Here is a 24,455-nt window from a genome sequence, read left to right as displayed (position 1 = left end):
TCCTCCATGTACTACTTCCAGATTATCTCATCTGAGTCAATTTCCGAAGGCTTTGCATTGGGGACCACTGTCTGAGAGTCTTTAGATTTGATTATGACTTTTTCGTAATCGGAGCCTGCAGCAAGAAACCTCCTATCAATTTGACCGTGGAAAACTCTGTTCACCTCTGTAATGCGCTCTTTCATTTCCATTGGTCTCCCGCTCTTGAACAGCACATAGCCCTGAAGAGGCGCTTGCCCGGCTATCTCCACAAAGGACCTCCCATCAGTTACAAAGCTTCTGCCGAGGTAGTCTACCCTTTTGAACGCAGCGATTCCCGTTCTCAAACGTGCAAGAGCCGTTGTTAGTTCGAAATCAGTCGGTCTTCGGGAAATGTCCGGCGGCTGTATCTCCGTCAAATTGAAACCAAGAACTTCAACTTCCATCATCGCTCTATCAATATCTGTATCGCTCTCCCTTGCTTCTTGTTCATCTTCCTTGTACCCGAACACCGAACGAATCGATTTCAGTTCTGGATTAACTCCGGCCAGTGCATCATTCATTCTCTTCAACAACTCGTTTCTTGGACCGAAGCGATCGAGGTAGCCACTCTTTATTAGTTTTTCCAGGTCCCTCGCCTGACAACGGGACCTATTGTTTCTGACAAAAGTGAAAAAGGAATTCTCGTCTGGAACCGGTTTCAAGTAGTCGATATTTAGCAGCCTGGGAATCGAAACTGTCACATAATCTCGACTTTGCACTGATCTATCTTCTGTACGTAATGAAAATCCCCTGTCTCTTATCTCAGCAACAATGCGCGTGAGAGAGTTTCTGGGTAATTCAACTAAGATAAGCGGATAGAAGACTTCGGGGTGATTCGCTTTGAAGTATGCCAACCAATAAGAGATCATTGCATAACTTAGACTGTGAGACTTGTTGAATGCATATCCAGCGAAGTCCATAAGGAAGGACAGCAGTTTCTCTCTTCTTTCAGGAGTGAGTTTGCTGTACCCGGGTGAAGCTCTGAACAAGCTATTCACAACCTCTTTGTCTTTCTTTGAAAGAGCTCTTCTCAAAAGCTCTCCATCGTCTGCTTCAAGAGAAAGCAAACTGGAAGCGATTTTGAGAACCTGTTCCTGATAAACTAGAAGGCCACCGGTCTCCGCAAGCACTGGAACCTTTCTTTTAATTCTTTCCAGATCAGAGGGATTTCTGGATAGTCTGAGGAAGCGTTCCGTGACTCCCGATTTGATTGGTCCAGGTCTATTGAGGGCGATCGATATCGACAAGTCTTTCAACGATATAGGTTTGACTGATCTAACAACCTTCGTGGCGTACGGGGCCTCGAGCTGAAACACGCCGGCAGTGTAGCCTTTTTCCAGTATTTCGTACGTTCTAGCATCGTTCGTAGGGGAATGCCAGGGCTCCTTGCCCTTCGCCATCTTCTTAAGAAGCGAAAGGTTCCTGAGTCCCAGAAGATCGATCTTCTGCAAACCCATGATGCTGAGAGAATTCATATCCCATAGAGAGACAGGAAGATCACCGCCTGAATCGAGTGGAATCAATCCGGAAATAGGGTAATCAGACAGAATTAGGCCCGCTGCATGAATTGAAAAACCTGAGTACAGACCCACAATGCTTCTTGACATATCAAAGAGCTGTTTCATGTCAACGTCCCCTTCAAACGCGTAGGGAAATCTTTGCCCTTCTTTGCTCCACTCGATTAGCCTCGATATTCTTTGCCCATCAATACCGAGCTTTCTGCCAATTTCCCGAGCCGCCCCCTTGAATCCGTAAGTAGATGCCGTCCTAATGAGGCATAGATGATCGCTTCCAAAGTGGTCTTTCAAACTTTTTAGAAGTGCTTGCCTCGATTCATCATCAACGTCAAGATCAATATCTGGTGGATCTTCGCGCTTCAAACTCAAGAACCTTTCAAAAAAGAGTTCTTCTTCAACGGGATCAATACGTGTTATTCCAAGCAGATAACTTACAAGTGAACCAACGGCCGATCCCCTTCCAGGGCCAATCCAACAACCACCGGTCTTGGCTATCTCAACGATCTTTGAGACAGTCATGAAATAATCTTGAATTCCCTTTACCAGAATCACCGAAAGTTCCCTTTCAAGTCTTATAGCGTAACTAGCTCCAAGTTTCTTTGATCCGATTATTTTCTCGAGCAACGCGGAGAAATCCTCAGGCTTTGATCTAACAGGAAAAACATGATTCAGCTTCCGTATAGCAAACTCCTGAGGCAATTCAGAAAGGAGTTTGCCAAGGTCTTTCTCCATATCCAGATAGCGTCTTTCATCAGGCAAAGAGTAGTCGGACGTTTCGAGGACATCCCCCAAGGATGTGTATGTTCTGAACCTTTCGCTATTTTGATCAAGATAACGGCACTCCCAGATTGGGTTCTTTGACGAGGGATCCAGATTGCGAGGTTTTCCCAAAACATGCACCAAGTCGTCGGATTCGATAATCTCGCTTTTCATAAGTTCTCTGAACCCTTTTTCGCTTCTGGCAATCCAATAATCATTTCCTTTGTGCAAACCCGGTACAGTTACTATGCCTGCACGGGAAAGCGCTGTATGCCATTTCACAAAAGACGACAATGAAGAGTCAACTATGACACATCTTTCATATCCGTTTTTTTTCAACTCAGCAATCGTCTCGCCCAGCTCGAGGACAGAACCGAATAACTCGTACTTCGTGACTAGAAAAGCAGTCTTCATGCCTTCTTCTCCACCAATTCGCTTAGATTAACTATCGCTTCCTTCATGTCTTCAGGAAGTGTTGCCAAGAAAGTCATTCTTCTCCCGGACCGAGGGTGTAAGACGGTTAGTCTTAGTGCATGGAGCATCTGCCTTCTCACTCCAAATATCTCGTCATCTCTTGCCTTTCCGTAGACTGCATCACCCAGAAGAGGGAAGCCCTTTTCTTTCATATGAACTCTTATTTGATGAGTTCTGCCAGTTTTTGGACTCACAAGAACTAAAGAGGCAAGTTCAGAAAAGTTCCTTAGTGTCCGAAAATTCGTAAGAGATTCCTTACCGTTGCAATTTATTGACATCTTCAGTCTGTTTACGGGATGACGTGCAATGGAGTAATCTATCTTGCCAGATGCGGGTGTCTTACCCTTAACGAGAGCAAGATAATCTTTTGAGATCAGCCTGTTCTTGAACTGTGAGGAGAGGGAGACATGAGCAAGATCATTCTTTGCAACGATTATTACGCCGCTAGTGTCTTTGTCAAGCCTGTGAACTATCCCGGGTCTTGTTACACCACCAATACCTTGAAGATCGCCGCAATGATTAAGCAAAGCGTTTACAAGTGTACCGGTTTGTTTTCTCGGAAGAGGGTGAACAATAATACCTGGTTCCTTATTGACAACGATTATGTCTCTATCTTCGAATATTATGTCTAGAGGGATATCTTCTGGTTCTACTGATAGTATTTGGGGCTTGTCCGGCAGTTCGAAAGTTATTATTTCTCCGGACTTCACCTTATAAGCCGGCTTTCTAGCTCTTCCGTCAACAAAAACTTTAGACTCCATAATCTGCCGCTGCACAAAAGTACGTGAAATCCACGGGGGGGCTTTCTCAACTACTATCTTGTCAAGCCTCCAGCCGTCTTCACGCCTGGAGACTGTTATCTCTTGAAGCACTTTTCTCCCTTCGGTATACTGAAAGAGTTAGCAATGCTGCACCGAACACTATACACATGTCTGCGAAGTTGAAGATCGCGGGAAACCCTCTCAGCTCGAAGAAGTCAACTACATGGCCGAGTCTCAGTCTGTCTATCAGGTTATTTCCGAGCGCACCTCCAGCAATCAGACCAATGAAGAAGGACTCCCATTTTGACAACTTCGATGAGTTTGCATTAGAAAGGATCACAATCGTTACGACAATTGCAACAGCTATAAGAGCCAGAAGCCAGGGTTCTTGGTTCTTGAATAGACCGAACGCAACACCCGTATTTCTGACATATCTTAAGCCGAAGAAGTCGCCAGCCAAATCTATTCGCTGAAAATACGTCATTTCATTCTCAACAAAGTACTTACTTACCTGATCAAGAATCAGAGCTAGGGTAATTCCTAGAAGAGAAGGCAATTGTTATCACTCCAAGTGTCGCCTAAACGGGCAGTTCATATCAGCCAAACTGATCGGCAAGTGCCTCCATTTCGGCTTCATCAATATCCGAGTTGTCATAAACCTCCTGAACATCATCGTTGTCCTCAAGAATGTCAAGGAGCTTAAAAAGCTTACCCGCTTCTGAACCCTCAACCTTCAGACTATTGCTTGGTATATAGCTCATCTCGTAAGAAAGAGAATACCCGTTTTCTTCGAGCGCCGTTTTGACATCAGATACCGAATCAGGAAGGGTTATAATCTCTATTGGATCGGTGTCGTCCTTTATGTCCTCGGCTCCTGCCTCGATTGCAAGAAGCTGGAACTCATCAAGGTCGGAAATCTGCTCTTTAGAGACAGTAATGATTCCCTTTCTTTCAAACATCCAACTAACCGCGCCACTCTCTGCCATAGAGCCACCGTACTTCGAAAGGGTATGCCTGATCTCTTGAGCGGTCCTGTTCTTGTTATCAGTAAGACATCTTATAAGAAGTGCTACCCCTCCAGGAGCATACCCTTCATAAAGAGCTTCGGAGAACGTTTGCCCCTCAAGTTCTCCGGCGCCTTTCTTGATTGCCTTCTCCATTGTGTCTTTAGGCATATTCGCGCCTCTAGCCCTTTCTATAGCAGCCCTCAGAGAAGTGTTCGTATTAGGATCTGATCCTCCTTCTCTTGCCGCAACCATTAGTTCTCTGATGATTTTCGTGAAAACCTTGGATCTCTTGGCATCCTGAGCGCCTTTCCTGTGCTTGATATTCGCCCACTTATTGTGACCAGACATTTCGAATCCCTCCTATTTCATCCAGAATATCTGAAGTTCGCTTCCCTTTTACGAGAGCTTCCTCCACAAAAACAAACACCCCTTCGTAAGAAGCGGTACCATCTTTCGAAAAAATCTTGAGTATTTCCTCCGCTGAAACCATTGAGTCTACTGGCTGGGAATATTTTACCATATAGACGGTTCTCAAGGGAGTCACTGTGAGGTCCTTAAATACATCTCCTGCTCTGAATTCTTTGTAACCTCTCTTAGTCTTCTTAGAAACTTTGAGCTCGCTGTCATACGAATCTGGAACATAGCGCTCTTTCGGAAGTGTAAGCGATAATCTGTAGGAATCAATCAGATTATCTATTCTTGTGTAACTCGAAGGAATATACCATGCTTTCTGAGCCTTTAGAGTGAAACAAGAGGAAAAGTTTAGGGCTTTCACTGGGTCAGAGACTTCTGTCTCTGTCTCGAGGAAAACATAATGCGCAAAACTTGCCACCCCTGTTGGAACTGCCTGAGAGTAACCTGTTTTGACCCGAGGGTGGAATCCCTGAGTGTAAGTAACGGGCAATTTCGATCTTCTGATTGTCCTTTCTATTGCCGTAACCGTCTCCTGATGCGAAAGAAATCTTAGAAGACCTCCACAGCAGAAACGAATTACCAATCTCTTCTTAATCAATCAAACCTCCGAAGGCACCTGATGCATATCAGACCCTTTGTCCCATGGGTCCTGTGCAGTTATAATTGTATTCGATTCACCTTAAGTTTTCAACGATACAAGATGCCAAGAGGTGAGGGGAATGACATGGATGATAATGTCGGATTCTCATGACAGCATTACAAGAATTTCCGAGGCTGTAAGCGTGGCAATAGACCGCGAGGTAGATGTTCTTATTCACTGCGGAGATCTTATTTCGCCGTTTGCTGCAGAAGAGCTGTTGAGGTTCAGCGGGGAGCTTCACGTAGTAGTCGGAAATAACGACGGAGAGTTGATTGGCTTAAAAAGTATGCTTGGTGATTCGTTAGTGAAGGGCCCCAATGAAATCGAGATCCAGGGTTATAGCGTGGTTGTGATGCATGAACCTTTTGGGCTTAAAGATACTGTTAGAGCAGATTTCTTGCTTTACGGGCATACTCATAATCTTGACATAAGACTTGATTCCAAACCAGTTATAATCAATCCTGGGGAATGCTGCGGCTACCTCACAGGAAGACCAACAGTGGTAATAATCGAACCGGAAAGCCTAAAGTATGAGCTAATAGAACTCCAGTAATCACAGCCTTTAATATAACATCACTTTAACCCCGAACAGCAGGCAGATACGTATAATTGGACAGCAAAAATACAGTTTGCGACTGAATGGAGGTAATTACCGGTGGAAAAGAATTTCGTTAAGAAGGAAGAGAATGTTGAGACATTTCTCTTTTCCTTTGATTCAGAAGAAGTAAGACAGGCAGAGAAGGATGTAGCCAAATATGTGAACCAACAATATTCAATACCAGGATTCAGAAAGGGAAAGGTACCGCTGAACATAGTGAGGAACTTTTTGGCAGAGAGCTTTGAAGAAATGGTCCTCGAAGTCCTGTCAGACAAGATTGAGGATGCGATCAAGGATGAGAATCTTCTTATACCTGCTGTGATAAACGATCAGAAGATGGAGGGAGAGGGAGCAACCATCGAAGTCATGCTTCACAGAGATCCGGAGATCAAGATTCTCGATTATGCAAACCTCGAGCTGAAAATACCAAAGAAAGACGAAGTTGTTCTAAATTATGTGAACAACAGACTGGAAGAACTTAGAAATGAGCATGCAATATTAGAACCTAAGGACGGCCCAGTCGAGAATGGAGACATAATCAAAATCGAGTATACTATTGTAAAAGATGGAAAAAAGATAGCCGACAAGAAGGTCCAGGAGTTGAATATCACCCCAGAAGACGATAGACCTATAGTGAAAAATGTGATCGGAAAGATGAAGGAAGAATCGGTTGAGTTTACGAGAACATTTGAAGACTCCGATAACGAGTACTTCTATTCTGTAAGGATTTTGGAAGTGCTTAAGAAGAACCCTCTGGATCTAGATGACGAATTTGCGAAGACAGTGAATGCTGAAGCGAACTCACTTGAGGAACTCAGAGAAATCGTCGAAAAGGAGGGAATGGAGTCTTTCATCAATTGGCAGAAAGACTTCCTCAGGCAACAGGCAATGGATAAGATCAATGACCTCGTAGAGATAGAGATCTCAGATTCGACACTTGATTATTTCGTTCAGAGAACAATAGAGAATTCAAAGAAGGATAAGAGTTATGAGAACTACTTGAATCAGGCCGGAAGCGAAGATAAGCTTGTCGATAACTTCAGAAAGGGTGTATTCGATGAGATAAAGAAGACGAGGTTCATTCATGAGATAGCATCCAAAGAAGGGTTTGAGGCAGAAGAAGAGGAAATTGAAGCCTTTGCTGAAGAGATGGCTCCATATTGGGGGATTTCTGCCGACAGAGCAAAAGAAATGGTGAGCACTCGTGAAGACGTTAGAAGTGATATCGTTTCCACGATCATCAGAAACAAGGTTCTGGATGCTGTTGTAGAAAAGGCTTCTATTAGTGAGATGGAACCCCAATCTGAAGAAGAGCAACAGGAGGCCGCTGATTTGCACGAGAACTCCTCTCAAGATTAGCATGCTCAAGTTTTTCGTAAGTGAAATACGTCCTGAAGCCAAAGCCTTTCGAAAACTGGAAACAGGGGGTTTACATGAAGAAGAAAGTAGTTCTGATATCGGTAGCTGTTGTTTCCGTAGTTGCGTTGTTTTTTCTTTTGAAAGCGGTATTCAGCGGGGAGTTAATACTTAATCCAGTAATAGTCGAAAATCTCGGCCCCTTTTCAATCAGATGGTACGGAGTGATGATCGCGGCAGGGATCATCGTTGCTTACCTTATAGGAAGACACCAGGGTCTCAAAGAAGGAATAGAGGAAGACTACATGATAGAAGTAGTCTTTATCGGGATTATTTTCGGAGTTTTGGGCGCAAGACTCTACTACGTAGCGTTCAATTTCGATTTCTACAGGGGCGACTTCTGGAGTATCTTGAGAACATGGGATGGTGGTCTTGCCATCCACGGAGCTTTCTTTGCAGCTCTGATTGTGGTTTTTTTGTATGTAACTTTAAGAAAAAAGGCTAAGCTATCCTTTCTGCAGGCCACGGATATCTTCACTGCCGTTTTGCCACTGGCTCAGGCTATCGGACGTTGGGGAAACTTCTTCAATTATGAAGCATATGGCGCACCTACCGAGCTCCCATGGAAGATGTTTGTTCCGTTAAGATACCGGATGCCAGGGTATTCTGGAGATGAGTTTTTCCATCCGACTTTTCTTTACGAGAGCCTCGCAAATGTCGCCATCTTTTCCTTTCTTTATTGGTATCTTGGTAAGAGGAAGAACTACGGTGAAGTCACTGCGCTGTACATGATCTTCTATTCTATCGTTAGATTCTTTGTTGAAGGACTGAGACTCGACAGCCTTTACATAGGTCAAACAGACATAAGAACGGCCAAGGTAGTTTCAGTTGCTTTGTTGTTTGCTGGAATCATTCTGCTCATTGTCTCTCGTTATAAAGGGAGACCAGTGAAAACAGCTTCCTAAATGCATCGGATCTGTGTGAAAGTTCATTTTTGACTGAATCGCCTAGGATACCAAATGTTTCGGAGAAACCAGAAGGGATAAATATCGGATCGTAGCCAAAACCATCTTCTCCCGAAATCTCTAGGGCAATGGAACCTTCAACCTTGCCTTCTACACCAAGCAACACCTCTCTTGAAGGATCATAGAAGAGGGCTGCACAGATGAATCTGGCAGTCCTTTCTTCTTTGCCTTTCATTCGGCTAAGAATTGCCTCCATCTTTCGTGGATAATCTTTACCCTCCATGAATCTGGCTGAGCTAATCCCGGGAAAGCCTCCCAAAGAATCAATTACTAGGCCCGAATCATCTGCAAGCAAAGGGACACCCAATTCCTTGTATGCTTCGATCTTCTTAAGAGAATTACCCATGAAGGTCTCCGCATTCTCTATAACCTCTCTAACCGTTACAATAGTTGCAATAGAATCAATCACGATATTCTCCGGCGAAAGTAACCGCACCTCCCTAAGCTTGTTCTCATTTGAAGTCACAAGATACAGCTTCACCGTCTAATCTCCTTAATCCTTTCAACAACAATCGATGGATCTTTCGCTCTAAATACGGCTGCCCCCATAACAAGAATGTCCGCTCCCAGATCAACCAAATCCTTCGCGTTTCCCAGACTCACGCCCCCATCTACTGCAATAACGAATGAGAAACCTTTTTCAGAACGAATTCGGTCGAGAACTCCGATCTTTGCGGCAGCTTCGGGGATGAATTTCTGGCCTGTATAGCCCGGGTTGACTGTCATAACCAGAATACCATCCACAAAGGGAAACACTTCTTCGAGCGAAGAAACAGGCGTTGAAGGGTTCAGCACAACGAATGCGTTAGCCCCATTCTCCCTTATCTCCCCAAGCAGTCTGTGAAGATGATAGTTTCCCTCGACATGTACGTGGAGGTTTTTGGCACCGAGTAATGCGTAATCCTTAACATACTTTGAGGGCTCCTCTATCATCAAATGTACATCCAATGGAGGATGATCAAGTCTTCCAAGTGCCTCCATAATAGGTACTCCGAAAGTAATATTGGGGACAAACATTCCATCCATAACATCTATGTGAAGAAAATCTGCTTCGCGTACTTTTTTTACTTCGCAGGCCAGATTTGTAAGATCTGCAGCTAGAATAGAGGGAGATATCTTAGCCATGTTTTCTTCCTCCCTTCTCTCTTTCTCTTTCCTTCAGTTCATTATACATATTCAGGTAACTGTTGTAGCGACTCTTATGAATACTCCCAGCTTCGACCAGCTCCTTGACATAACAACCGGGCTCATCAATGTGATTGCAATCGGAAAATGCGCACATTTCATTTTCCTGAGTAATCTCCAAGAAATAGCTCTTTAGGTTTTCCGGAGTTATCTCGGGCATTTCAAGATTAGCAAAACCTGGAGTGTCAGCAATCAGTCCTCCAAATTCGAATTGAAGCAGTTCAACATACGATGTTGTGTGTCTCCCTCTCTCAAGACCTCGAGATATTTCTGACACCCTCAACTTTAGACCGGGATTCAACGTGTTAAGCAAACTGCTCTTACCAACGCCCGACATTCCCGCCATAACGCTTACCTTACCCTTCAGAATCTCTCGTAACCTATCAATGTTGATCTGCTCTTTTGAAGAGACGTGGCAGATATCGTAGTATTCTCCATAGATTTCACAGAAACTCTCTATTTCGTCTCCGTGCAGCAGATCGACTTTGTTTACAACTATTACTACCGGAAGTTTTGCGAACTCTGCCAGAACTAGAAAACGGTCAGTAACCGTATTCTGAACAGCCGGTTCCTTCAACGATAGTACAAGAAGTATCTGCTCAATATTGGAGATTCGCGGTCTTAATAGTTCAGTCTCTCTGGGAAGAATGCTTTCTATTCGACCCTGACCGTTACCGCTCAATGCATACTCAACCCTATCTCCTACAATAGGTCTTATCCCCTGCATTCTAAAACGCCCAGGCATGGTGCAAACAAGTCTTCCTCCTGTTTCGCTATCGACTACTTCCATATTTCTGCTTCCGAATCTAACGACTACTCCTTTTCTTCTATCCAAGCCCTACCTCCTTCTTTGCCTGAGCTGACCGCAAGCTGCATCGATATCACTTCCCTTTTCATGCCTCAGGGCACTTTCAAACCCTGCTTTTCTTAGAGTTCCAACAAAAGAAACTACTACATTTTCTGAAGGTTTGTCGTAGATCTTATTGACGGGATTCACCGGAATTATGTTTATGAATGACTTCAACCCTCGTAGATATTCCACAAGGTGCTGCGCCTCTTCTTTGGAATCATTCACTCCCTTTATCATTGCATATTCAACGGTTATCCTGTTACCGGTGATGTGCTGATAGTATTCTAGAGCCTCTCTAAGAGTTGATAACGGGTACTTCCTGTTAACAGGCATCAACTTACTCCTTAGTTCGTCTCTTGCACTATGAAGCGATACTGACAGTCTAACATCCATTTTCGAATCGGCCAACTTCCTTATCGATTCTGGAATACCAGATGTTGATATGGTGAATCGCCGCGTTCCAAGGTCTCTCCCTACGGGATCGTGGAGAATGCTTATCGCTTTAAATACATTGTACTCATTCAGAAAAGGCTCTCCCATACCCATAAAAACTATGTTGTCAACAGGTTTATCACTGATCTTTTCCATGAATACAACCTGGCCGACAATTTCGCCTGCAGACAGGTCTCGAGTGAAACCTCCGGCTCCCGTAGCACAGAAGGAGCAGTTCAGCGCACAACCAACCTGTGAAGAGATGCAGAACGTAGTATGAGTTGGATGCCTCAGAAGCACTGATTCAATGTGATTGCGATCTTCCAGCTTCCACAAGAACTTCTCAGTGCCATCATCGGCCACCTGTCTTTCCTCCATTTTCATAACCGGAAAGGGAAGAAGCCCGAAGAGTCTTTCCCGAAGACTAACGGGAAGATTTGTCATCTCCGAATAGTCCACCGCCTTCTTCCTGTAAATCCAGTCAAAGATCTGCTTTGCTCGAAATGTTGCTTCTTCTAAGGAAAGCATTTCCTCTCTTAGTTCATCCAAACTAAAAGAAAGTACGTCCTTCACTTCTTCCTCCTAAGTCTTGCCACATAACAGACAAGGGGAGCTTTCCATGGCTGCAACCAGTACCCTCTTCCATCGAATCTGGCAACTATATTCCTTTCCGAGAAAAAGTGGCCCATTTTGCTTGATTTGAATTCACCGAGAACCCCAATAGCCATATCATTTTCTTCTCTAGTGATCGCCTTACTATAGTAGATGAAATCGTTATGTTCTTTTGAGAAGCTCTTCAGAAGAGTCTTGGCCTTATGAGACGCAGTATCAAGCGAGTCGCGAGTCAGCGTATGAAGAAGCCACGGCATTGCGTTGATTCTGCCGGTTAGGCTGCCACTGTGCTTGGCCACAGGAACTCCCACTTCTGTAAGTATATACTCGACTTCATCCAGAGTCTCTAGGTTCTCAATTGAGCTTCCCTTCTGAAAGACAGTGCAAAGCTCAGAATACTCACTCTTGTCAAAGATGAAACCCTTCTCTATCAGCTCATCCTCTTTGCCTGAAGCCAGGACTGTTTGAGTCGGAGGTGTCTGATTGTACTCGAGAAGCTCCTCGACATTGTCTATCCATTCTACTTCTCTCCAGTATTCTACTAGCCACTCAGGATGGGAGTAAAAAACATTCAGCGGCTGATTTTTCGAATAGCCGGTATCGGAAATCTTTCTCAAAATTGCGTTGACAAGGTCCCTGAACTCCCTTACTCCCACCAAATTCACTGAAGAATTTACAGCAGCATATTCAGGTACGGTATCCAGAAACATGATTTGAAATATACCAATCCTCAAGGCGTTCCTTACCGCCACAGGAAGTTTGTTGGGTTTTCTCAGAAACCGCGAGAGCTCGTAGTCTATTCGAATCCTCTTTCTAAGAACTCCGTAGATCAGGTTCACACAGAAGGACCTATCACTCGAAGAAAGGGTGGAGAGTGCCATCTCCACCTTCTTAAAAGAAATATACCCGTTAGTATCAAAAAAGGATAGTGTCTGGAGGGCTATGGAACGTGCCCCCTGCATTAATCTCTTCCTGATCCAGATAGGATAAGCATTCTCAACAACTGAAGAATAGCAGTGGCCGCAGAAGCCACATACGTCATTGCAGCAGCTCCCAAAACAGAACTCACGGCTTTAAGCTCATTCGAAGGCATCCCCATGGACGAAAGCAGCTTTTTTGCTCTTGAACTTGCGTTGAACTCCACCGGCAACGTAACCAGTGTAAAGAACACGAACGCAGAGAATACAACTATCCCAATTCTTATAAGGATCTGAGAAACCATGAGGAGACCTATGATGAAAATTATCCAGGAAAGAGAAGAACCTAACTGGGCAACAGGAACAACAGCATTTCGAACAACAAGGGGTGCATACTTTTCTTTGTCCTGAATTGCATGGCCTATTTCGTGCGCAACCACACCCAGCGCAGCTATCGATGTGCTGTTGTGAGTAGTATCAGACAGACGCACCACCTTTTTCCTTGGATCAAAGTGATCGGTAAGATTGCCTCTGATTCTCTCTATCTTGACGTCATGTAGACCGGCGTTGTCCAATAGCTGCCTAGCAAGCTGAGTGCCGTTGAATCCAAAGCTCGACTTGATCTTCGAATACTGTGAAAAGCGAGAACTGACGGTGAACTGGGCGTAAGCTGCCAGGATGATTGCAGGAATAAGTATGATGAACGTTGGATCCCAAAACAACTCAACCACCTCCTTACTCAATTATATAACCAGTGAATCGGGTGGTCAACGTAACACAATCTCTACCTGGATTCATAATTGACTCGCAAGCCGCAGTTCTGAAGAGTGACAGTGATCTTGATGCTTCTTAACCTGCGACGTGAATGAAGATCTTCACTCAAACTTCCAGTTCAACCTTCTTTGGCGAATCGAGAGAACTCAGTAGAATCTCAGTTGCTTCAAGGAGCTGAAAAAAAAGCAGGCTCACATTCAACTAAGACACTCACCAAGGAAGTACGCAGAGTTATCGATCCGTCTTCAGGCCATGACCGGAGAAGACTGAAACAATCAATTCGTGAGAACTACTGGACGTGACATACTTCTTAAGGCCTGCAATCGTTGCTGCCGCAGTTGGTTCAATGAAGAACCCACGTCCTGCCATTTCGATTCCCGCCTCAACAATCTCGTCTTCAGCAACACCAATAAATGTTCCATTGCTTCTGGTAACGGCCTTTAGTATTTGCGCTCCCCTAACTGGCCTTTCAATTGCGATTCCTTCAGCAATGGTCTTCTCGATCTTCAGGGGCAACGGCAGATCAGACTTCTTATTGAACGCTTGCAAAAGAGGAGAGCAATTCTTCGATTGAACCGCAATGATTTTCGGAACTTTGTTAACTACGCCTTCAGAACGCAATTCGTCAAATCCTATAGCCACTCCGAGGAGAAGTGTCCCATTGCCCACTGGAACGACTACTGCATCTGGACTCTTCCAACCAAGCTGCTCGCATACTTCGAAGGCAAATGTCTTTGTCCCGTGAAGAAAGAATGGATTGTATACATGGCTAGCATAGAACTCCATACTTGCAGTTTCGAGAATCTCCCTCGCCACATCATCTCTAGATCCCTTGACCAACTTCACTCTCGAATTGTAGGCCGCGATCTGGTTCAACTTGCTCTGAGATGTGCTATCAGGGACGAATATCTCACAACGCATACCAGCTCTGGACGCATAAGCAGCGATTGAGCAACCAGCATTACCCGACGAATCTTCGACTACCGATTTCACTGAATGTTCGCGCGCATAGCTTATGAGAACACTTGCTCCCCTATCCTTGAATGAGCCCGTCGGAAACAGTGTGTCATTCTTGATAAAAACGCTTCTTCCTCCAATTACCTCTTCGACTAACGCAGTGCACCCTTCAGACATAGAGACAATAGAGCAATCAAACTCGATTGGTAAAGCTTCACGATAGCGCCACATATTGTGAGAGCGTTTCTCAATCTCATGCACTGGAAACCGAGATCTAAAATCGAGATCGAATGTCCCTCCGCATGAGCACCTGAATTGCCTCGTATCTGCAGGATACCTCCGGCCACACTTAGAACAGAGAAAGTGACTCATTTTCCACCGCTCATAGCAGACGAAAAGAAACATGAACCAACAGCTACGACCAGAGTATTAATCGCCGTCTTCCTCACAACAATACCTCCATCTGTTAACTGCTTCTTTCTCTGCCATCGAACCTTGTTGAAAATATCGTTGGAAGATCGAAGTCTCTCTTCGCTACCTTGATACCCCAAATCTGAGTATAAGCCTTTCTTCCCATCACAAGTCCTTTGTTCATGTCCGCTTCAAGTTTCTTCATTCCCTCTCTGAAACCCCTTTCGGATACCAATCTCAATGCTGAATAGGCCTTGCTTCTGTATTGGTCATAGTGATGCTTCTTGAACTCAAAGGTGGTCTTCACTTTTGTAGTATAGATGCCTTCGAATCCAGCCTTCTTCATAGCCGACATTATAGCTGAGTTTCCAGGATATCTTTCCCTATCTATCTCCAATGTCTCAGGAAAATACTGAGTCAAAGTTCTCTCTCCTATGTCCTGGCATGAATCAGTTACCGTGAGAACACTTCCATCGATTTGCATAACTCTGTAGCTCTCCATGAAGAGGTTTTCAAGATCGGAAATGTAGTGGACAAGATTTATGTTAAAAACAAAATCAAACTGAGAATCCTCGTAAGGAAATGCTTTATTGGCATCAGCTACTCTCAGATCGACGGTTCGATTCTTCTTTTCAGCCTCGGAAATCATTGATGGACTAATATCGAATCCAAAACCATCCGCATAGAGCAGTTCTGATAGGACGCTCACGTAATCAGCAGTCCCACATCCAACTTCCAGTATTCTGTCGGCGTAGTGCACTCTGTTGAAAATGTGCTCAACCAACTTCTCGTTGGGATATCTGTGCTGAGAGTATATTGTGGCTAACTTATCGAAGTCAAAGCTCTTTCTCGAATTCATATAACCTCACCTCTTGAATAGTCTAACAAATGAGTTTGACAAAGCCGCGCGAATATCCGCAGTCTGTTTCACTTGTAAACTGCTATGTTAAATTATATCGATAGTGAACCGGCAAGTTTGTGTATAAGTGTATAATGGGAACAAAATGACAATTTGCGGAGGCCTTTGATGACTCTAAAGAACGTCCTTAGAATCCTTGGAGCATACGCGTGGAGTTTTGGGGAGACTCTAATCGACAAACCAACTTTAAACAAGTCCATGCTGTCAACCAACATAAAGTTCTATACCACACTTAAATGGATCAATATACTTTCCTCGTTTCTCCTTTTCGTACCGGTATTTGGATCTCTTGGCGATTTCCATCTACCTCATATGCTAGGTTACCTCATCATGGCGTTTTTGGGCTACTCTACCTGGATATTCCAGGGTATTACAGGAGTTCCGATTTACGAGGAGACGCGGTTTCTCATATTGATGCACCTCACTCTTCATAGTTTCTTTGGCTTGTGGCATGAATTCTACAACAAATTCGCCCTTTTCGACGATTTCCTTCACATTTTCGGTGGATTCTGGGGGGCCTTTTTTCTTTTTCCGTTTATTTTCGGCTCGGCGATCGCCTGGTCGAACCTTCCCCAAAAGGCAGTTAGGTGGAAGGTCTGGCTCTCCGGAATATCAATTGTCAATATGATAGGTGTATTTTGGGAAATAGGTGAGTTCATCTCCGACAAGATCTTTGGCGGTTATCCCGGTTACCGTATGGCTCAGGAAAATAGTCTCGACGACACAATGCTTGATCTCATATATAACAATATCGGCGCAACGATCGGAATACTGGTCTTCTGGTGGTACCTAAAAAGGTCGAAGGACATAAACACATTCGTGAAGGATATGGGAAAGAAGCTTGGAGAGTTTTTTAGCGAAGAGAGTACGATTCTAGGTCCCTAAGACAAGCTCAATTTCGATAGCAAGAACACCAAATCTTTGTTCGTCGTTATCTGAAAATATAGATCTGATTCCCTTCGGCAAGCTATCAACATCCTCGCCGGGTCTTTCAACGTCATACGAATCAAACAATTTTTCAAAAGTCGCAAATGATCTTACCCCCAAGACCTGCACTTACAAAGTCTCTCCGCTACTGATTTTTGTTAAGACAATTACATCTCCGGCCGAAATCTTCTTTCTCTTATCATCGTTGAGTCTCACTTCAACCGTCTTCCTGCTGGCCCTAATGAGTTCAAAGGGTTCTTTGAGAAGTTTCATGGGGATCTTCACAGATCGTACTTCCTCTTATGGTCAACAAACTTCTGAATCCCAGGCAAGTATGTATTATACTATAGTTAATTGCTCATTTGCCGTAATTCTTCTTGTGAGGTGCGCCGGTTTGAGGGAGTCATGGGAATACTATAACGAAATTGCAGGTAGATATGATTATTTGTACGAAGAACCCTACTGGAGGCTTTTCCACGTCATTGTTGAAAGACTTCTGGCCGACCATGTCGAGACCTTGGGAGAGGTACTTGATATCGGTACTGGAACAGGAAGATGGGCATTGTATCTTGCAGAAAAAGGCCATAGAGTCACAGGAGTGGATCTCGCCGAAGAGATGTTGAAGGTCGCGTCCATGAAGGCCGAGATAGCCGAACTCAACGTGAGGTTTCTCAGGTCGAACGCAGATAACCTTCCATTTGAAGGGGAGAGTTTTGACTACGTTCTTGCAATGGGCGATCTTCTTTCTTATGTCAAAGACTCGACGAAAGTACTCAAAGAAGCGTGCAGGGTACTTAAGAAAGATGGGGTACTTATAGCTACCGTTGATAATGCTTGGGCCTTCTTGCAGGATTTCCTCTCAAGGGGAGAGTATTCGATGGCCAAGGCTCTCATTGAAGGTGGAGAGGTCCCCATAGGAGATAGTTCACTCAGCAGAAAGGTCTTTGTGACCAGACCTTTCTTTCCGGGCGAAGTTGAATTTCGCCTGAGCGAGAGTGGGTTCGATCTAATTGACACAGCATCGGTTGTTGCCTTCTATCCGTATGATGAGAGGGCACTGGCCTCAAGAATAAGCGCGGCGGCAGACTGGGAATACAAATACTGCAGAAACCGCGAGACTTTTGCCCGTTCCGAGCATCTCTTCTTTTGCGGGAGAAAGAGGTGAAGAATGGCAAAGAGACGAAGAACTTCCCCTGCGCTCGCTATCGGTCTTTTCCTGATAATGGCGGCGATAATCGGTTTCATATTCTCGCTAATTGCCATCAACAAAGTTGGACAGATGGAAGCCGAGCTTACTCAAATGCGCAAGCAGTATGATCAGGAGTTGCTGTCAATAGAAGATGATTTCAAGGCAAAGCTCGCAAGTGTTGAAAGACTTCTTGGATCGGGAGGGACACTGGAGCAGTATATAGTTGCAAAGAACTTTCTCTCGAACACAACGGTAGATCTGGAAGCCATAATCACAGAGGCTCAGAAAGCGAGCGATAGACCGTATTTCAGGGTTTTCGTAACGGGCACCAAAGATATCTGGGTTGGAATAAAAAAAGCTTCTACTGACTCTGGGTATTTCTTTCAGAAGAATTTCAAACCAGGCCTTTCTCAAGAGAAGTTCTACTACTTCAAGAATCCAGAGGTAGAGACCAAGTATACAATCATGGTCGGAAAAGACGCCTACCTAAGGGCAGGTGCACCGGAATCAGTCTATCTCATTTTTTTCGGATTTGATTCGGGCAAACTTGTCAGGATGCCCTCAGTCGAGATCACAAATCTTTCAAAGGACCTGAATCTGTATATACCCGGATCATGATCATCCAACTCTCGTTCAAGCCATTCTGAAGGAAGTCTTGGGCGAAGTGTAACAGCAAACGTTTTCCACGAAGAGCCCTTGAAACCACTCCAAACAAATGGAGAAGACCATCCGCAAATGACTAAGACTCAACCGCAGAGTCCTATTCAGTACGCAAAGCTTCCACAGGATCTTTGCTGGCAGCTATCCTTGAGGGTATCAACCCTCCAATAACTGTCAGCAGAATGGTTGCTCCACTGAGCCCAAAAAAATGAATCAGATCCGGGCAAGCCACATTGGCAAGACCCGTTAAACTTTCGATTACCGAATTCATCGCCGGCACCAGCAATGAGCCGATAGCTACTCCAATCACGCCCGAAAATGACCCTATAACGAAATTCTCTGCGTTGAATACAGCACCGATGTCCTTCTTCCTTGCTCCAAGCGCCCTGAGAATGCCTATCTCCTTTGTTCTCTCTGTCACTGAGATGAACGTTATGATTCCTACCATTATTAACGAGACTACCAGTGAAATCGCAGCAAACGAAAGCAGTACTAGTGTCGAGGCGTTCAACACACCATCCAGCAATCTTGAAATTGTTGATGCGAGATCAATATAGACAACTCTTTCATTTTCCGCTTTGCCTTCGTTCCAGGCATCAAGATGCTGGAGAATCTTTTCCTTGGATTTGAAGTCCTTCGGATAAAGTACTACGGAAACCGGTGTCTCAAATGCTCCGAGCTTCTGAAGGGTATTTCTCTTTGTCACAGGCAATGAAATCCCCCCGACAAGACGGGCCGTGATATCGGGCGGGATAACCGAAAGAACGTTGAAGAGATCTGAAGCGAATTGCTCTCCAGTGAAAACATTGATGTAGAGATCCTTCTGAGTTCGTACTATTTCAGACTGCCGTGCATTCTCAATAAACATCTGAGCCAGTCGATCGGAATAAGTAATTCCTTCATCAAGAACCGAGAACTCAATGTGCTTCTTTGGCCTAATAATTCCTACAATCCGTAAAGTGATTCCATAGTCACCGTAGTACAGTTCAATCAGATCGCTCAAAGACGTCCTGGGAGAAAAACGCATTCCATTCCTCACGTAGAAGTCATCGTTGTAGATTGCCTTAATCTCGAGTCCAAGAATATCTCCAAAATCGATTCTCTCTCTTTCATAGTCAATTCCTATGGCCTGAAGGACCTCCTTAGACAACCTGTTGTTTCGGCCTACTATTAGCAGCAGATCAGTTGGCTCTACTGGGAGTGAGCCGGCTACCAGATCGAAATTGCTTTCCAGATACCCAGGGGTGTCGGGATCCCGGTTCTCCGGATATGCGGTGAAGTTCACCTGTGTTTGATCTACCGTCTTCGCCATATCTCCGAATCTCGCAACCAGATTCATGTTAACGTGCCGCGTGTAAGTGAACCCCGAAAGAAGCTTTGGATCTATGCTCTCAACGTAGTTCAAATACTCTTCGGACAGATCGTTGTTGTGAATCAAGATCTCATCGCTTGGATCATACGGATAGACGAACCGACCGTCATACTCTAGCAATTGGGGCTTCTGGGACTCAATGTCAATAGTTGTCTGACTAATCATTATTGGAAACGTAGATAGAGTCTGAGCTTCAAAACCCGATAGCTGTTTTCCAAAACCGCTTGAAAGCGAAAGAACAAGAAAAATTCCGATAATTCCAATGCTTGAAGCTAGAACCGTGAGCCCCGTTCGCCACTTCTTAGTGAGAATATTGGTTGCGGAAAGCTTGAGAGCTGTCGAGAAACCCATACTCGTCTTCTTAAGTTTGAGTTCTGACTTGGGATCATCTTCCGAGCATGGTCTTGTGTCTGAAACAATTCGACCATCCTGAAGCGCGATGATTCTGTCAGCAAAATCCTCTGCAATCTGTTCGTTATGAGTAACCATGATTACCAACTTGTCACTGGCTACTTCCTTTATTAGCCTAATCGTCCGTTCGCCAGTCACAGAATCTAGAGATCCAGTAGGTTCGTCGGCCAGGATTATCTCAGGGTCGTTTGCCAGAGCCCTTGCAATAGCCACTCTCTGCATCTGCCCATTTGAGAGCTGACTTGGCTTCTTGTGAACCTGATCGCTCAAGCCTACTCTTTCAAGCAAACCGAGAGCCCTCTTCTTTCGCTCTGAAGACGACACTCCACCGAGAGTCATAGCCAACCCAACATTGTCAAGGATGGAAAGGTGAGGAATCAAGCCAAAACTCTGAAAAATGAACCCAACGCTTTTGTTTCTATATGAATCAAGTTCCCAATCCTTGAACTCCTTGGTTGATTTGCCTTCTACAACCAGATCACCCGAGTCACATCTATCTAAACCTCCAATAATATTCAGTAATGTAGTTTTGCCTGAACCGCTGGGACCGAGTATGGCAACGAACTCACTTTTTGGGAAACAAACTGAGACTTCACTCAGTGCTTCTTGTTTGAGTTCACCGGTTTCGTAGATTTTTGATACTTCCTTCAGCTGAAGCATTGAGAATCACCCTCTCAAAATGGAATCAACAGGCTATAGACCCATTATATTACTCATTAACCCAATCCAAGAAACTCTTTACCAAAGACCTGAAATTCTTGTTACCGGCTCCAGATATCTTCTTTTTTGCGAACAAAACTCCACTTTTGATACATAAGCAAGAGCCGCTTCTAGGTCGCTACCATACTGGTTTTTCTCACTGCAAACGAGAAGTCATCACAATCCGATAATGAGGCTGTTCTTTACTACCTCTAGATAGAAAGAGTCATGTGGCGTGTAATCTATCTTTGATGAGAGGCGAAAGATGAGAATACTCGCTTTGCTTATGTACGCAACAGCGGTTGTTCGCACAACTCTCGCTTTTTCGGGAAGTTTTGAGACGGCAAGAACCGAAGAAATCAACGGTGTTATCAGAGTATCTGAAGGATTAGTCATGATCGGTCTTTCGAGAAATTCGATGAGCCATATATAGAGACTCTTGTTTTGAAGATCGATTTCTCGGGTGAAGTCTTGTGGGTAAAGAAGTACGGAACTCCCGGAGATGATATCGGCAGATGCCTAACCGTCACTGACGAAGACAGTATTCTTCTGGTTTCGCGTGTCGAAAATGCAGGCAGTGAAAGGCTTATGGCAACTCTTGTCGAGAAAGACGGGATCAAATTTGACAGAAATTCTATGGTAAGAACAGAGACTATTTGCCAAGGAAGGCATGTACCACGAGAGATGACTTCTTGATTGCCGATCAATGCTTGACCGACAAGAATTACTTCCAAGCCTTTCTGATCAAGACCGACAGTTCGGGGAAGCTTTTGTGGGAAAGAGACTTCCGAAAGAAAAATTTCGATGCGGCTCTCGATGTTAGCACAGATTCAAGCGGAAGCATTTTCCTTACAAGTTATTCCTGGAAGGAAGACAGTCAATCACTCTGGTTAGCGCTCCTGGACCAGTCTGGAAAGACTGTCTGGAGAAATCGATCGTGAGTGCTGAGTATCTGAATCTTGAACGAAAGGCAATTATCGAATTTGAAGACGCTGTTCTTGTAGTGGGAGTTGCAAGCGACTTAGCTGGAGTTAGATTTCTCGCATGGATAGACACAACTGGAGAAATGATAAGAGAAACTGTTCTTGATGAGAGATTTCCCGCGAAGATCTCACTCTTCAAAAGCAATGAGAGCTACGTGGCTCTGCTCTTATATAATGCACTTAATGATGAAGGTTATAGATTGCTTAGGATAGACGGAAATGGCTAAGTAGTTGATGAGTATGCATTCAGTACTAGGTTGTTCGAACCACGATCATTTACGGAGATCGACTCGGATACGCTTCTAGTTGTGGGCGTGATATCAGAAGAAATTAACGGAAGACAAGCAAACTGGACATCCGTTGACTTTTGATCGCTGAGGGTCGGCAAGGTTTAACCAGAGATGGTTTCACATCCTTATTGTGGGAACAGGGACTAACGACGAATTCTGAACCACGGTAGTGGATTACAGATAACTCGCACTGAATTGCTTACAAAGATGTTTTCGGTTCAAGTTACTTTAGGATTCGTCGGCTCTGTAAAGATTCCCCATTACTCGCAGACCAAAGTCATCGAACCATCGAGAGAACGGCCTGTCGAAATTCAAGTTGATCCGGAAACTCCTATCAAGAACTTTCTTAGTCATGTTCAAAGAAAGAACAGCCAGACTTAGCGGCATCTCTACAAGAAAGCTTACGATACCTTCAACTTGAGCCTATTCAGAAGCTGAGACAACGGTTCTTACCTCCGACCGCCAAGATAGAAAACAGTCCCAGTCTCGACCTGCCACTTTGTCAATAGAAATCTTATTGTCAAATCTGCATTCAAAACCATCGGAACTCACGAGAGGCTCTTGTGACTCTCCCCACTGCCTCATAGGGCATTAAGAAATACGCGGTACCAGCTGTGTAACTCGCAGCTATAATTCCAGGAATGATCAAACAGGTATTTGCTCTTCCCTTTCTTCTCAACATTTTCCTACTATCTTCTAGCATGGTCCAGTCACCAGAGGTACAGTACCCAACTCATATGAAACGGAGGGCATCAGGAGTTGCATCTACTTCTCGGTTATTCACGGCCTTCAACAAAACGATCATCAAAATGGGGTTCCTGAATGATCCCTGAAAAAAGGAAAAGTAAGACCAATTCGCATACCTATTCTAAGAAAAACCGGATGGAAAAGTTTCGTGGCCTGCTAGCCAAAGGGTTACTCATGAAGGAGAGTAACCTCTTCAGGACGGATGAAGATCTATAGAACTCTTGTGGCTACGATCATTTCTAAAACAGTGTAAGGATCTTTGAAAGCAGCCATATCACAGCAAAGACCAAGAGCCCGACAAAAGCAAGGCTGAAGATAACACGCAGACCAAACAAAGCAAGCTTCACAGCAAGACCTAAAAAAACCAACCCTACGAAAATCGCAAGAATCAGTATCGCTACATCCATGCCATTACCTCCATATCACCTAGAGTTTACTGTAGTTAGACCTTTTAATGTTGAACCCGGCTTCTATTAAATCAATACAGGCTGCTACTACCTCTTTGTCATAGAGTATCCCTGAGTTCTTCATTATCTCTTCGATTGCTTCCCCAAAACCTTTTGATGCCCTATATGGTCTGCGTGACACCATAACTTCCACCAAATAGGCGACAGCCTCGATTTTGGATTCCAACGAGAGTTCAGATCCTGCGAGGCCTTCAGGATAACTGGTTCCGTGACCCTCTCGTGATGATGCTTAACGATATCGGCTATTGGACCTCCCAACTTCACATCGCGAAGGATTTCGTAACCCATCACTGGATGGCGTTTTATCAAAGACCACTCCAGATCGGTTAGATTTCCAGGCTCAGATAGAATCTCAGCCGGAATAGAAACCTTTCCCACATCGTGAAGCAGACCGACGATTCTTACAGCTCTGACGGAATCTTCTCCAAGCCTTAGTCTCTCTGCTATTTCGGTTGCCAATCGTCTAACATTCTCCTGGTGACCGGCAGTATAGGGATCTCTTACTTCTACTACTTTGGTAACCAACTCAACTGCTCCTCCAGAGCAACGTTTACCTGTCTAAGAGCTTCAGCCAGTTTGCTCTTTGCGGCGAGCGCTTCTGTAATGTCCACAACAATCAGGATAAGCATTTCCAACCCAGGAGAACCTAGAGGCGAGGCAAAGATCTCAACATCTATGACAGTACCGCTTGCTTGTCTTTGTCGGGTAACCGCATGAAGCGTCTCTCCAGTGGCTAGTCTTTCTACTTCTGCCAACGCCTTGCTATCCGTTGCGAGATCCCCAATGGAAAACTTTTTCAGTTCGTCAATTGAGAACTCGTAAAACTCGCAGGCTGCAGCATTTGCATCGATAATGGCTCCCGTAGGTGGATCTAGAAGCAGCATAACCGCTTCGTTCATTCTGAAGAAGTCTCCATAACGCTGCTCGCTGGTAATCAGCTCGTCTTCTTCAAGTGCAAGCGTAAGAATATCCCCGACGGATGCAACAAATTGCTTCTCATCAGGAGTCCATTCTCTATTCGTATTCATGTCACAAAATAGAGAGCCGATTATATTACCCCTTCTCTTGAGTTTATCACTTA

26 protein-coding genes and 1 pseudogene are annotated in these 24,455 nt (G+C 44.5%); 9 read left to right on the top strand and 18 right to left on the bottom strand.

The features are described 5' to 3' along the window. Positions 1 to 11: 11 nt before the first annotated feature. From RJ60_RS02980 to RJ60_RS02960, 5 genes are read right to left on the bottom strand one after another with little or no spacing between them, the layout of a single operon-like run. Entirely contained in the window at positions 12 to 2,711 is a 2,700-nt protein-coding gene (locus RJ60_RS02980) for a DNA polymerase III subunit alpha (protein WP_103133976.1), read from the bottom strand. Next, positions 2,708 to 3,643: an RluA family pseudouridine synthase gene (locus RJ60_RS02975; RefSeq protein WP_103133975.1), complete on the bottom strand. Its 936-nt coding sequence runs from the start codon at positions 3,641 to 3,643 to the stop codon at positions 2,708 to 2,710. Before RJ60_RS02975 ends, RJ60_RS02980 begins: the two co-directional genes overlap by 4 nt. Further along, positions 3,612 to 4,088 carry a signal peptidase II gene (lspA, locus tag RJ60_RS02970; RefSeq protein WP_099828878.1) on the bottom strand — a complete coding sequence of 159 codons (477 nt, stop codon included), beginning with the start codon at positions 4,086 to 4,088 and terminating at the stop codon, positions 3,612 to 3,614. The genes RJ60_RS02975 and lspA overlap by 32 nt, the downstream gene beginning before the upstream one ends. Before the next feature lie 40 nt (positions 4,089 to 4,128). Beyond that, positions 4,129 to 4,887 carry a YebC/PmpR family DNA-binding transcriptional regulator gene (locus RJ60_RS02965; RefSeq protein WP_099828877.1) on the bottom strand — a complete coding sequence of 253 codons (759 nt, stop codon included), beginning with the start codon at positions 4,885 to 4,887 and terminating at the stop codon, positions 4,129 to 4,131. Then, the gene (locus RJ60_RS02960; protein ID WP_103133974.1) at positions 4,871 to 5,551 is read right to left on the bottom strand and encodes a TIGR03936 family radical SAM-associated protein; all 681 of its coding nucleotides are present in this window, start codon (positions 5,549 to 5,551) and stop codon (positions 4,871 to 4,873) included. Before RJ60_RS02960 ends, RJ60_RS02965 begins: the two co-directional genes overlap by 17 nt. Positions 5,552 to 5,672: 121 nt before the next feature. On the opposite strand from RJ60_RS02960, the gene RJ60_RS02955 reads away from it, so the two are divergent. The 3 genes from RJ60_RS02955 (at position 5,673) to lgt (ending at position 8,512) form a co-directional block, all read left to right on the top strand. Then, positions 5,673 to 6,146: a metallophosphoesterase gene (locus tag RJ60_RS02955; RefSeq protein WP_243392220.1), complete on the top strand. Its 474-nt coding sequence runs from the start codon at positions 5,673 to 5,675 to the stop codon at positions 6,144 to 6,146. A 102-nt stretch (positions 6,147 to 6,248) separates the two neighbouring features. Beyond that, positions 6,249 to 7,550 carry a trigger factor gene (gene tig, locus RJ60_RS02950; protein WP_099828875.1) on the top strand — a complete coding sequence of 434 codons (1,302 nt, stop codon included), beginning with the start codon at positions 6,249 to 6,251 and terminating at the stop codon, positions 7,548 to 7,550. Positions 7,551 to 7,624: 74 nt separating this feature from the next. Beyond that, positions 7,625 to 8,512 carry a prolipoprotein diacylglyceryl transferase gene (gene lgt / locus RJ60_RS02945; protein WP_103133973.1) on the top strand — a complete coding sequence of 296 codons (888 nt, stop codon included), beginning with the start codon at positions 7,625 to 7,627 and terminating at the stop codon, positions 8,510 to 8,512. On the opposite strand, the gene rdgB is transcribed toward lgt, so the two are convergent. The 8 genes from rdgB to RJ60_RS02905 form a co-directional block, all read right to left on the bottom strand. Beyond that, entirely contained in the window at positions 8,466 to 9,053 is a 588-nt protein-coding gene (rdgB, locus tag RJ60_RS02940) for an RdgB/HAM1 family non-canonical purine NTP pyrophosphatase (RefSeq protein WP_103133972.1), read from the bottom strand. The genes lgt and rdgB overlap by 47 nt on opposite strands. Continuing rightward, a complete protein-coding gene (gene rpe / locus RJ60_RS02935; RefSeq protein WP_103133971.1) occupies positions 9,050 to 9,697 on the bottom strand; it encodes a ribulose-phosphate 3-epimerase in 648 nt (215 codons plus the stop codon). The genes rdgB and rpe overlap by 4 nt, the downstream gene beginning before the upstream one ends. Beyond that, positions 9,690 to 10,592, bottom strand: coding sequence for a ribosome small subunit-dependent GTPase A (gene rsgA / locus RJ60_RS02930; RefSeq protein ID WP_258006163.1), 903 nt, complete (start codon positions 10,590 to 10,592; stop codon positions 9,690 to 9,692). The genes rpe and rsgA overlap by 8 nt, the downstream gene beginning before the upstream one ends. 3 nt (positions 10,593 to 10,595) lie before the next feature. Then, on the bottom strand, positions 10,596 to 11,612 hold the full coding sequence (gene rlmN, locus RJ60_RS02925) for a 23S rRNA (adenine(2503)-C(2))-methyltransferase RlmN (protein ID WP_103133970.1): 1,017 nt from the start codon (positions 11,610 to 11,612) through the stop codon (positions 10,596 to 10,598). Continuing rightward, positions 11,609 to 12,613, bottom strand: a complete 1,005-nt coding sequence (locus tag RJ60_RS02920; protein WP_099828869.1) for a transcription antitermination factor NusB — start codon at positions 12,611 to 12,613, stop codon at positions 11,609 to 11,611. The genes rlmN and RJ60_RS02920 overlap by 4 nt, the downstream gene beginning before the upstream one ends. Beyond that, positions 12,613 to 13,290, bottom strand: coding sequence for a zinc metallopeptidase (locus RJ60_RS02915; protein ID WP_099828868.1), 678 nt, complete (start codon positions 13,288 to 13,290; stop codon positions 12,613 to 12,615). The genes RJ60_RS02920 and RJ60_RS02915 overlap by 1 nt, the downstream gene beginning before the upstream one ends. A 283-nt stretch (positions 13,291 to 13,573) precedes the next feature. Continuing rightward, entirely contained in the window at positions 13,574 to 14,530 is a 957-nt protein-coding gene (gene thrC, locus RJ60_RS02910; RefSeq protein ID WP_243392218.1) for a threonine synthase, read from the bottom strand. A gap of 235 nt (positions 14,531 to 14,765) precedes the next feature. Beyond that, entirely contained in the window at positions 14,766 to 15,569 is an 804-nt protein-coding gene (locus RJ60_RS02905; RefSeq protein WP_099828866.1) for a class I SAM-dependent methyltransferase, read from the bottom strand. Positions 15,570 to 15,737: 168 nt separating this feature from the next. Here RJ60_RS02905 and RJ60_RS02900 point away from each other — a divergent pair, with 168 nt between their 5' ends. Further along, entirely contained in the window at positions 15,738 to 16,514 is a 777-nt protein-coding gene (locus RJ60_RS02900) for a hypothetical protein (protein ID WP_099828865.1), read from the top strand. A 171-nt stretch (positions 16,515 to 16,685) separates the two neighbouring features. Here RJ60_RS02900 and RJ60_RS15500 read toward each other — a convergent pair whose 3' ends face one another. Further along, positions 16,686 to 16,841: an ASCH domain-containing protein gene (locus tag RJ60_RS15500; protein ID WP_165775329.1), complete on the bottom strand. Its 156-nt coding sequence runs from the start codon at positions 16,839 to 16,841 to the stop codon at positions 16,686 to 16,688. Positions 16,842 to 16,890: 49 nt separating this feature from the next. On the opposite strand from RJ60_RS15500, the gene RJ60_RS02890 reads away from it, so the two are divergent. After that, on the top strand, positions 16,891 to 17,721 hold the full coding sequence (locus RJ60_RS02890) for a class I SAM-dependent methyltransferase (protein WP_258001728.1): 831 nt from the start codon (positions 16,891 to 16,893) through the stop codon (positions 17,719 to 17,721). A 3-nt stretch (positions 17,722 to 17,724) separates the two neighbouring features. Then, positions 17,725 to 18,363, top strand: a complete 639-nt coding sequence (locus tag RJ60_RS02885; RefSeq protein WP_099828862.1) for a hypothetical protein — start codon at positions 17,725 to 17,727, stop codon at positions 18,361 to 18,363. A 142-nt stretch (positions 18,364 to 18,505) separates the two neighbouring features. On the opposite strand, the gene RJ60_RS02880 is transcribed toward RJ60_RS02885, so the two are convergent. Further along, a complete protein-coding gene (locus tag RJ60_RS02880; protein ID WP_099828861.1) occupies positions 18,506 to 20,848 on the bottom strand; it encodes an ATP-binding cassette domain-containing protein in 2,343 nt (780 codons plus the stop codon). Positions 20,849 to 21,152: 304 nt separating this feature from the next. On the opposite strand from RJ60_RS02880, the gene RJ60_RS15495 reads away from it, so the two are divergent. From RJ60_RS15495 to RJ60_RS02865, 3 genes are all read left to right on the top strand, one after another. Then, on the top strand, positions 21,153 to 21,320 hold the full coding sequence (locus tag RJ60_RS15495; RefSeq protein ID WP_180979892.1) for a hypothetical protein: 168 nt from the start codon (positions 21,153 to 21,155) through the stop codon (positions 21,318 to 21,320). 11 nt (positions 21,321 to 21,331) lie between these two features. Further along, the gene (locus RJ60_RS02875) at positions 21,332 to 21,583 is read left to right on the top strand and encodes a hypothetical protein (protein WP_103133969.1); all 252 of its coding nucleotides are present in this window, start codon (positions 21,332 to 21,334) and stop codon (positions 21,581 to 21,583) included. A 241-nt stretch (positions 21,584 to 21,824) separates the two neighbouring features. Then, positions 21,825 to 22,097, top strand: coding sequence for a hypothetical protein (locus tag RJ60_RS02865; protein ID WP_103133967.1), 273 nt, complete (start codon positions 21,825 to 21,827; stop codon positions 22,095 to 22,097). Between the two features lie 1,049 nt (positions 22,098 to 23,146). On the opposite strand, the gene RJ60_RS15390 is transcribed toward RJ60_RS02865, so the two are convergent. The 3 genes and pseudogenes from RJ60_RS15390 to RJ60_RS02855 all read right to left on the bottom strand — a co-directional run. Beyond that, complete coding sequence (locus RJ60_RS15390; protein WP_146024480.1) at positions 23,147 to 23,314, bottom strand: DUF4175 domain-containing protein; 168 nt, start codon at positions 23,312 to 23,314, stop codon at positions 23,147 to 23,149. 19 nt (positions 23,315 to 23,333) lie between these two features. Beyond that, positions 23,334 to 23,899: pseudogene (locus tag RJ60_RS02860) on the bottom strand (HD-GYP domain-containing protein). Further along, positions 23,884 to 24,455, bottom strand: a 572-nt coding sequence (locus RJ60_RS02855; RefSeq protein WP_146028887.1) for a PAS domain-containing protein, incomplete at its 5' end; no start/stop codon positions are given. The gene RJ60_RS02855 and the pseudogene RJ60_RS02860, both read right to left, overlap by 16 nt.

It is taken from the genome of Mesotoga sp. B105.6.4 (assembly GCF_002896535.1).
Taxonomy (GTDB): Bacteria; Thermotogota; Thermotogae; order Petrotogales; family Kosmotogaceae; genus Mesotoga.
This window is presented reverse-complemented; position numbering and strand designations above follow the sequence as displayed.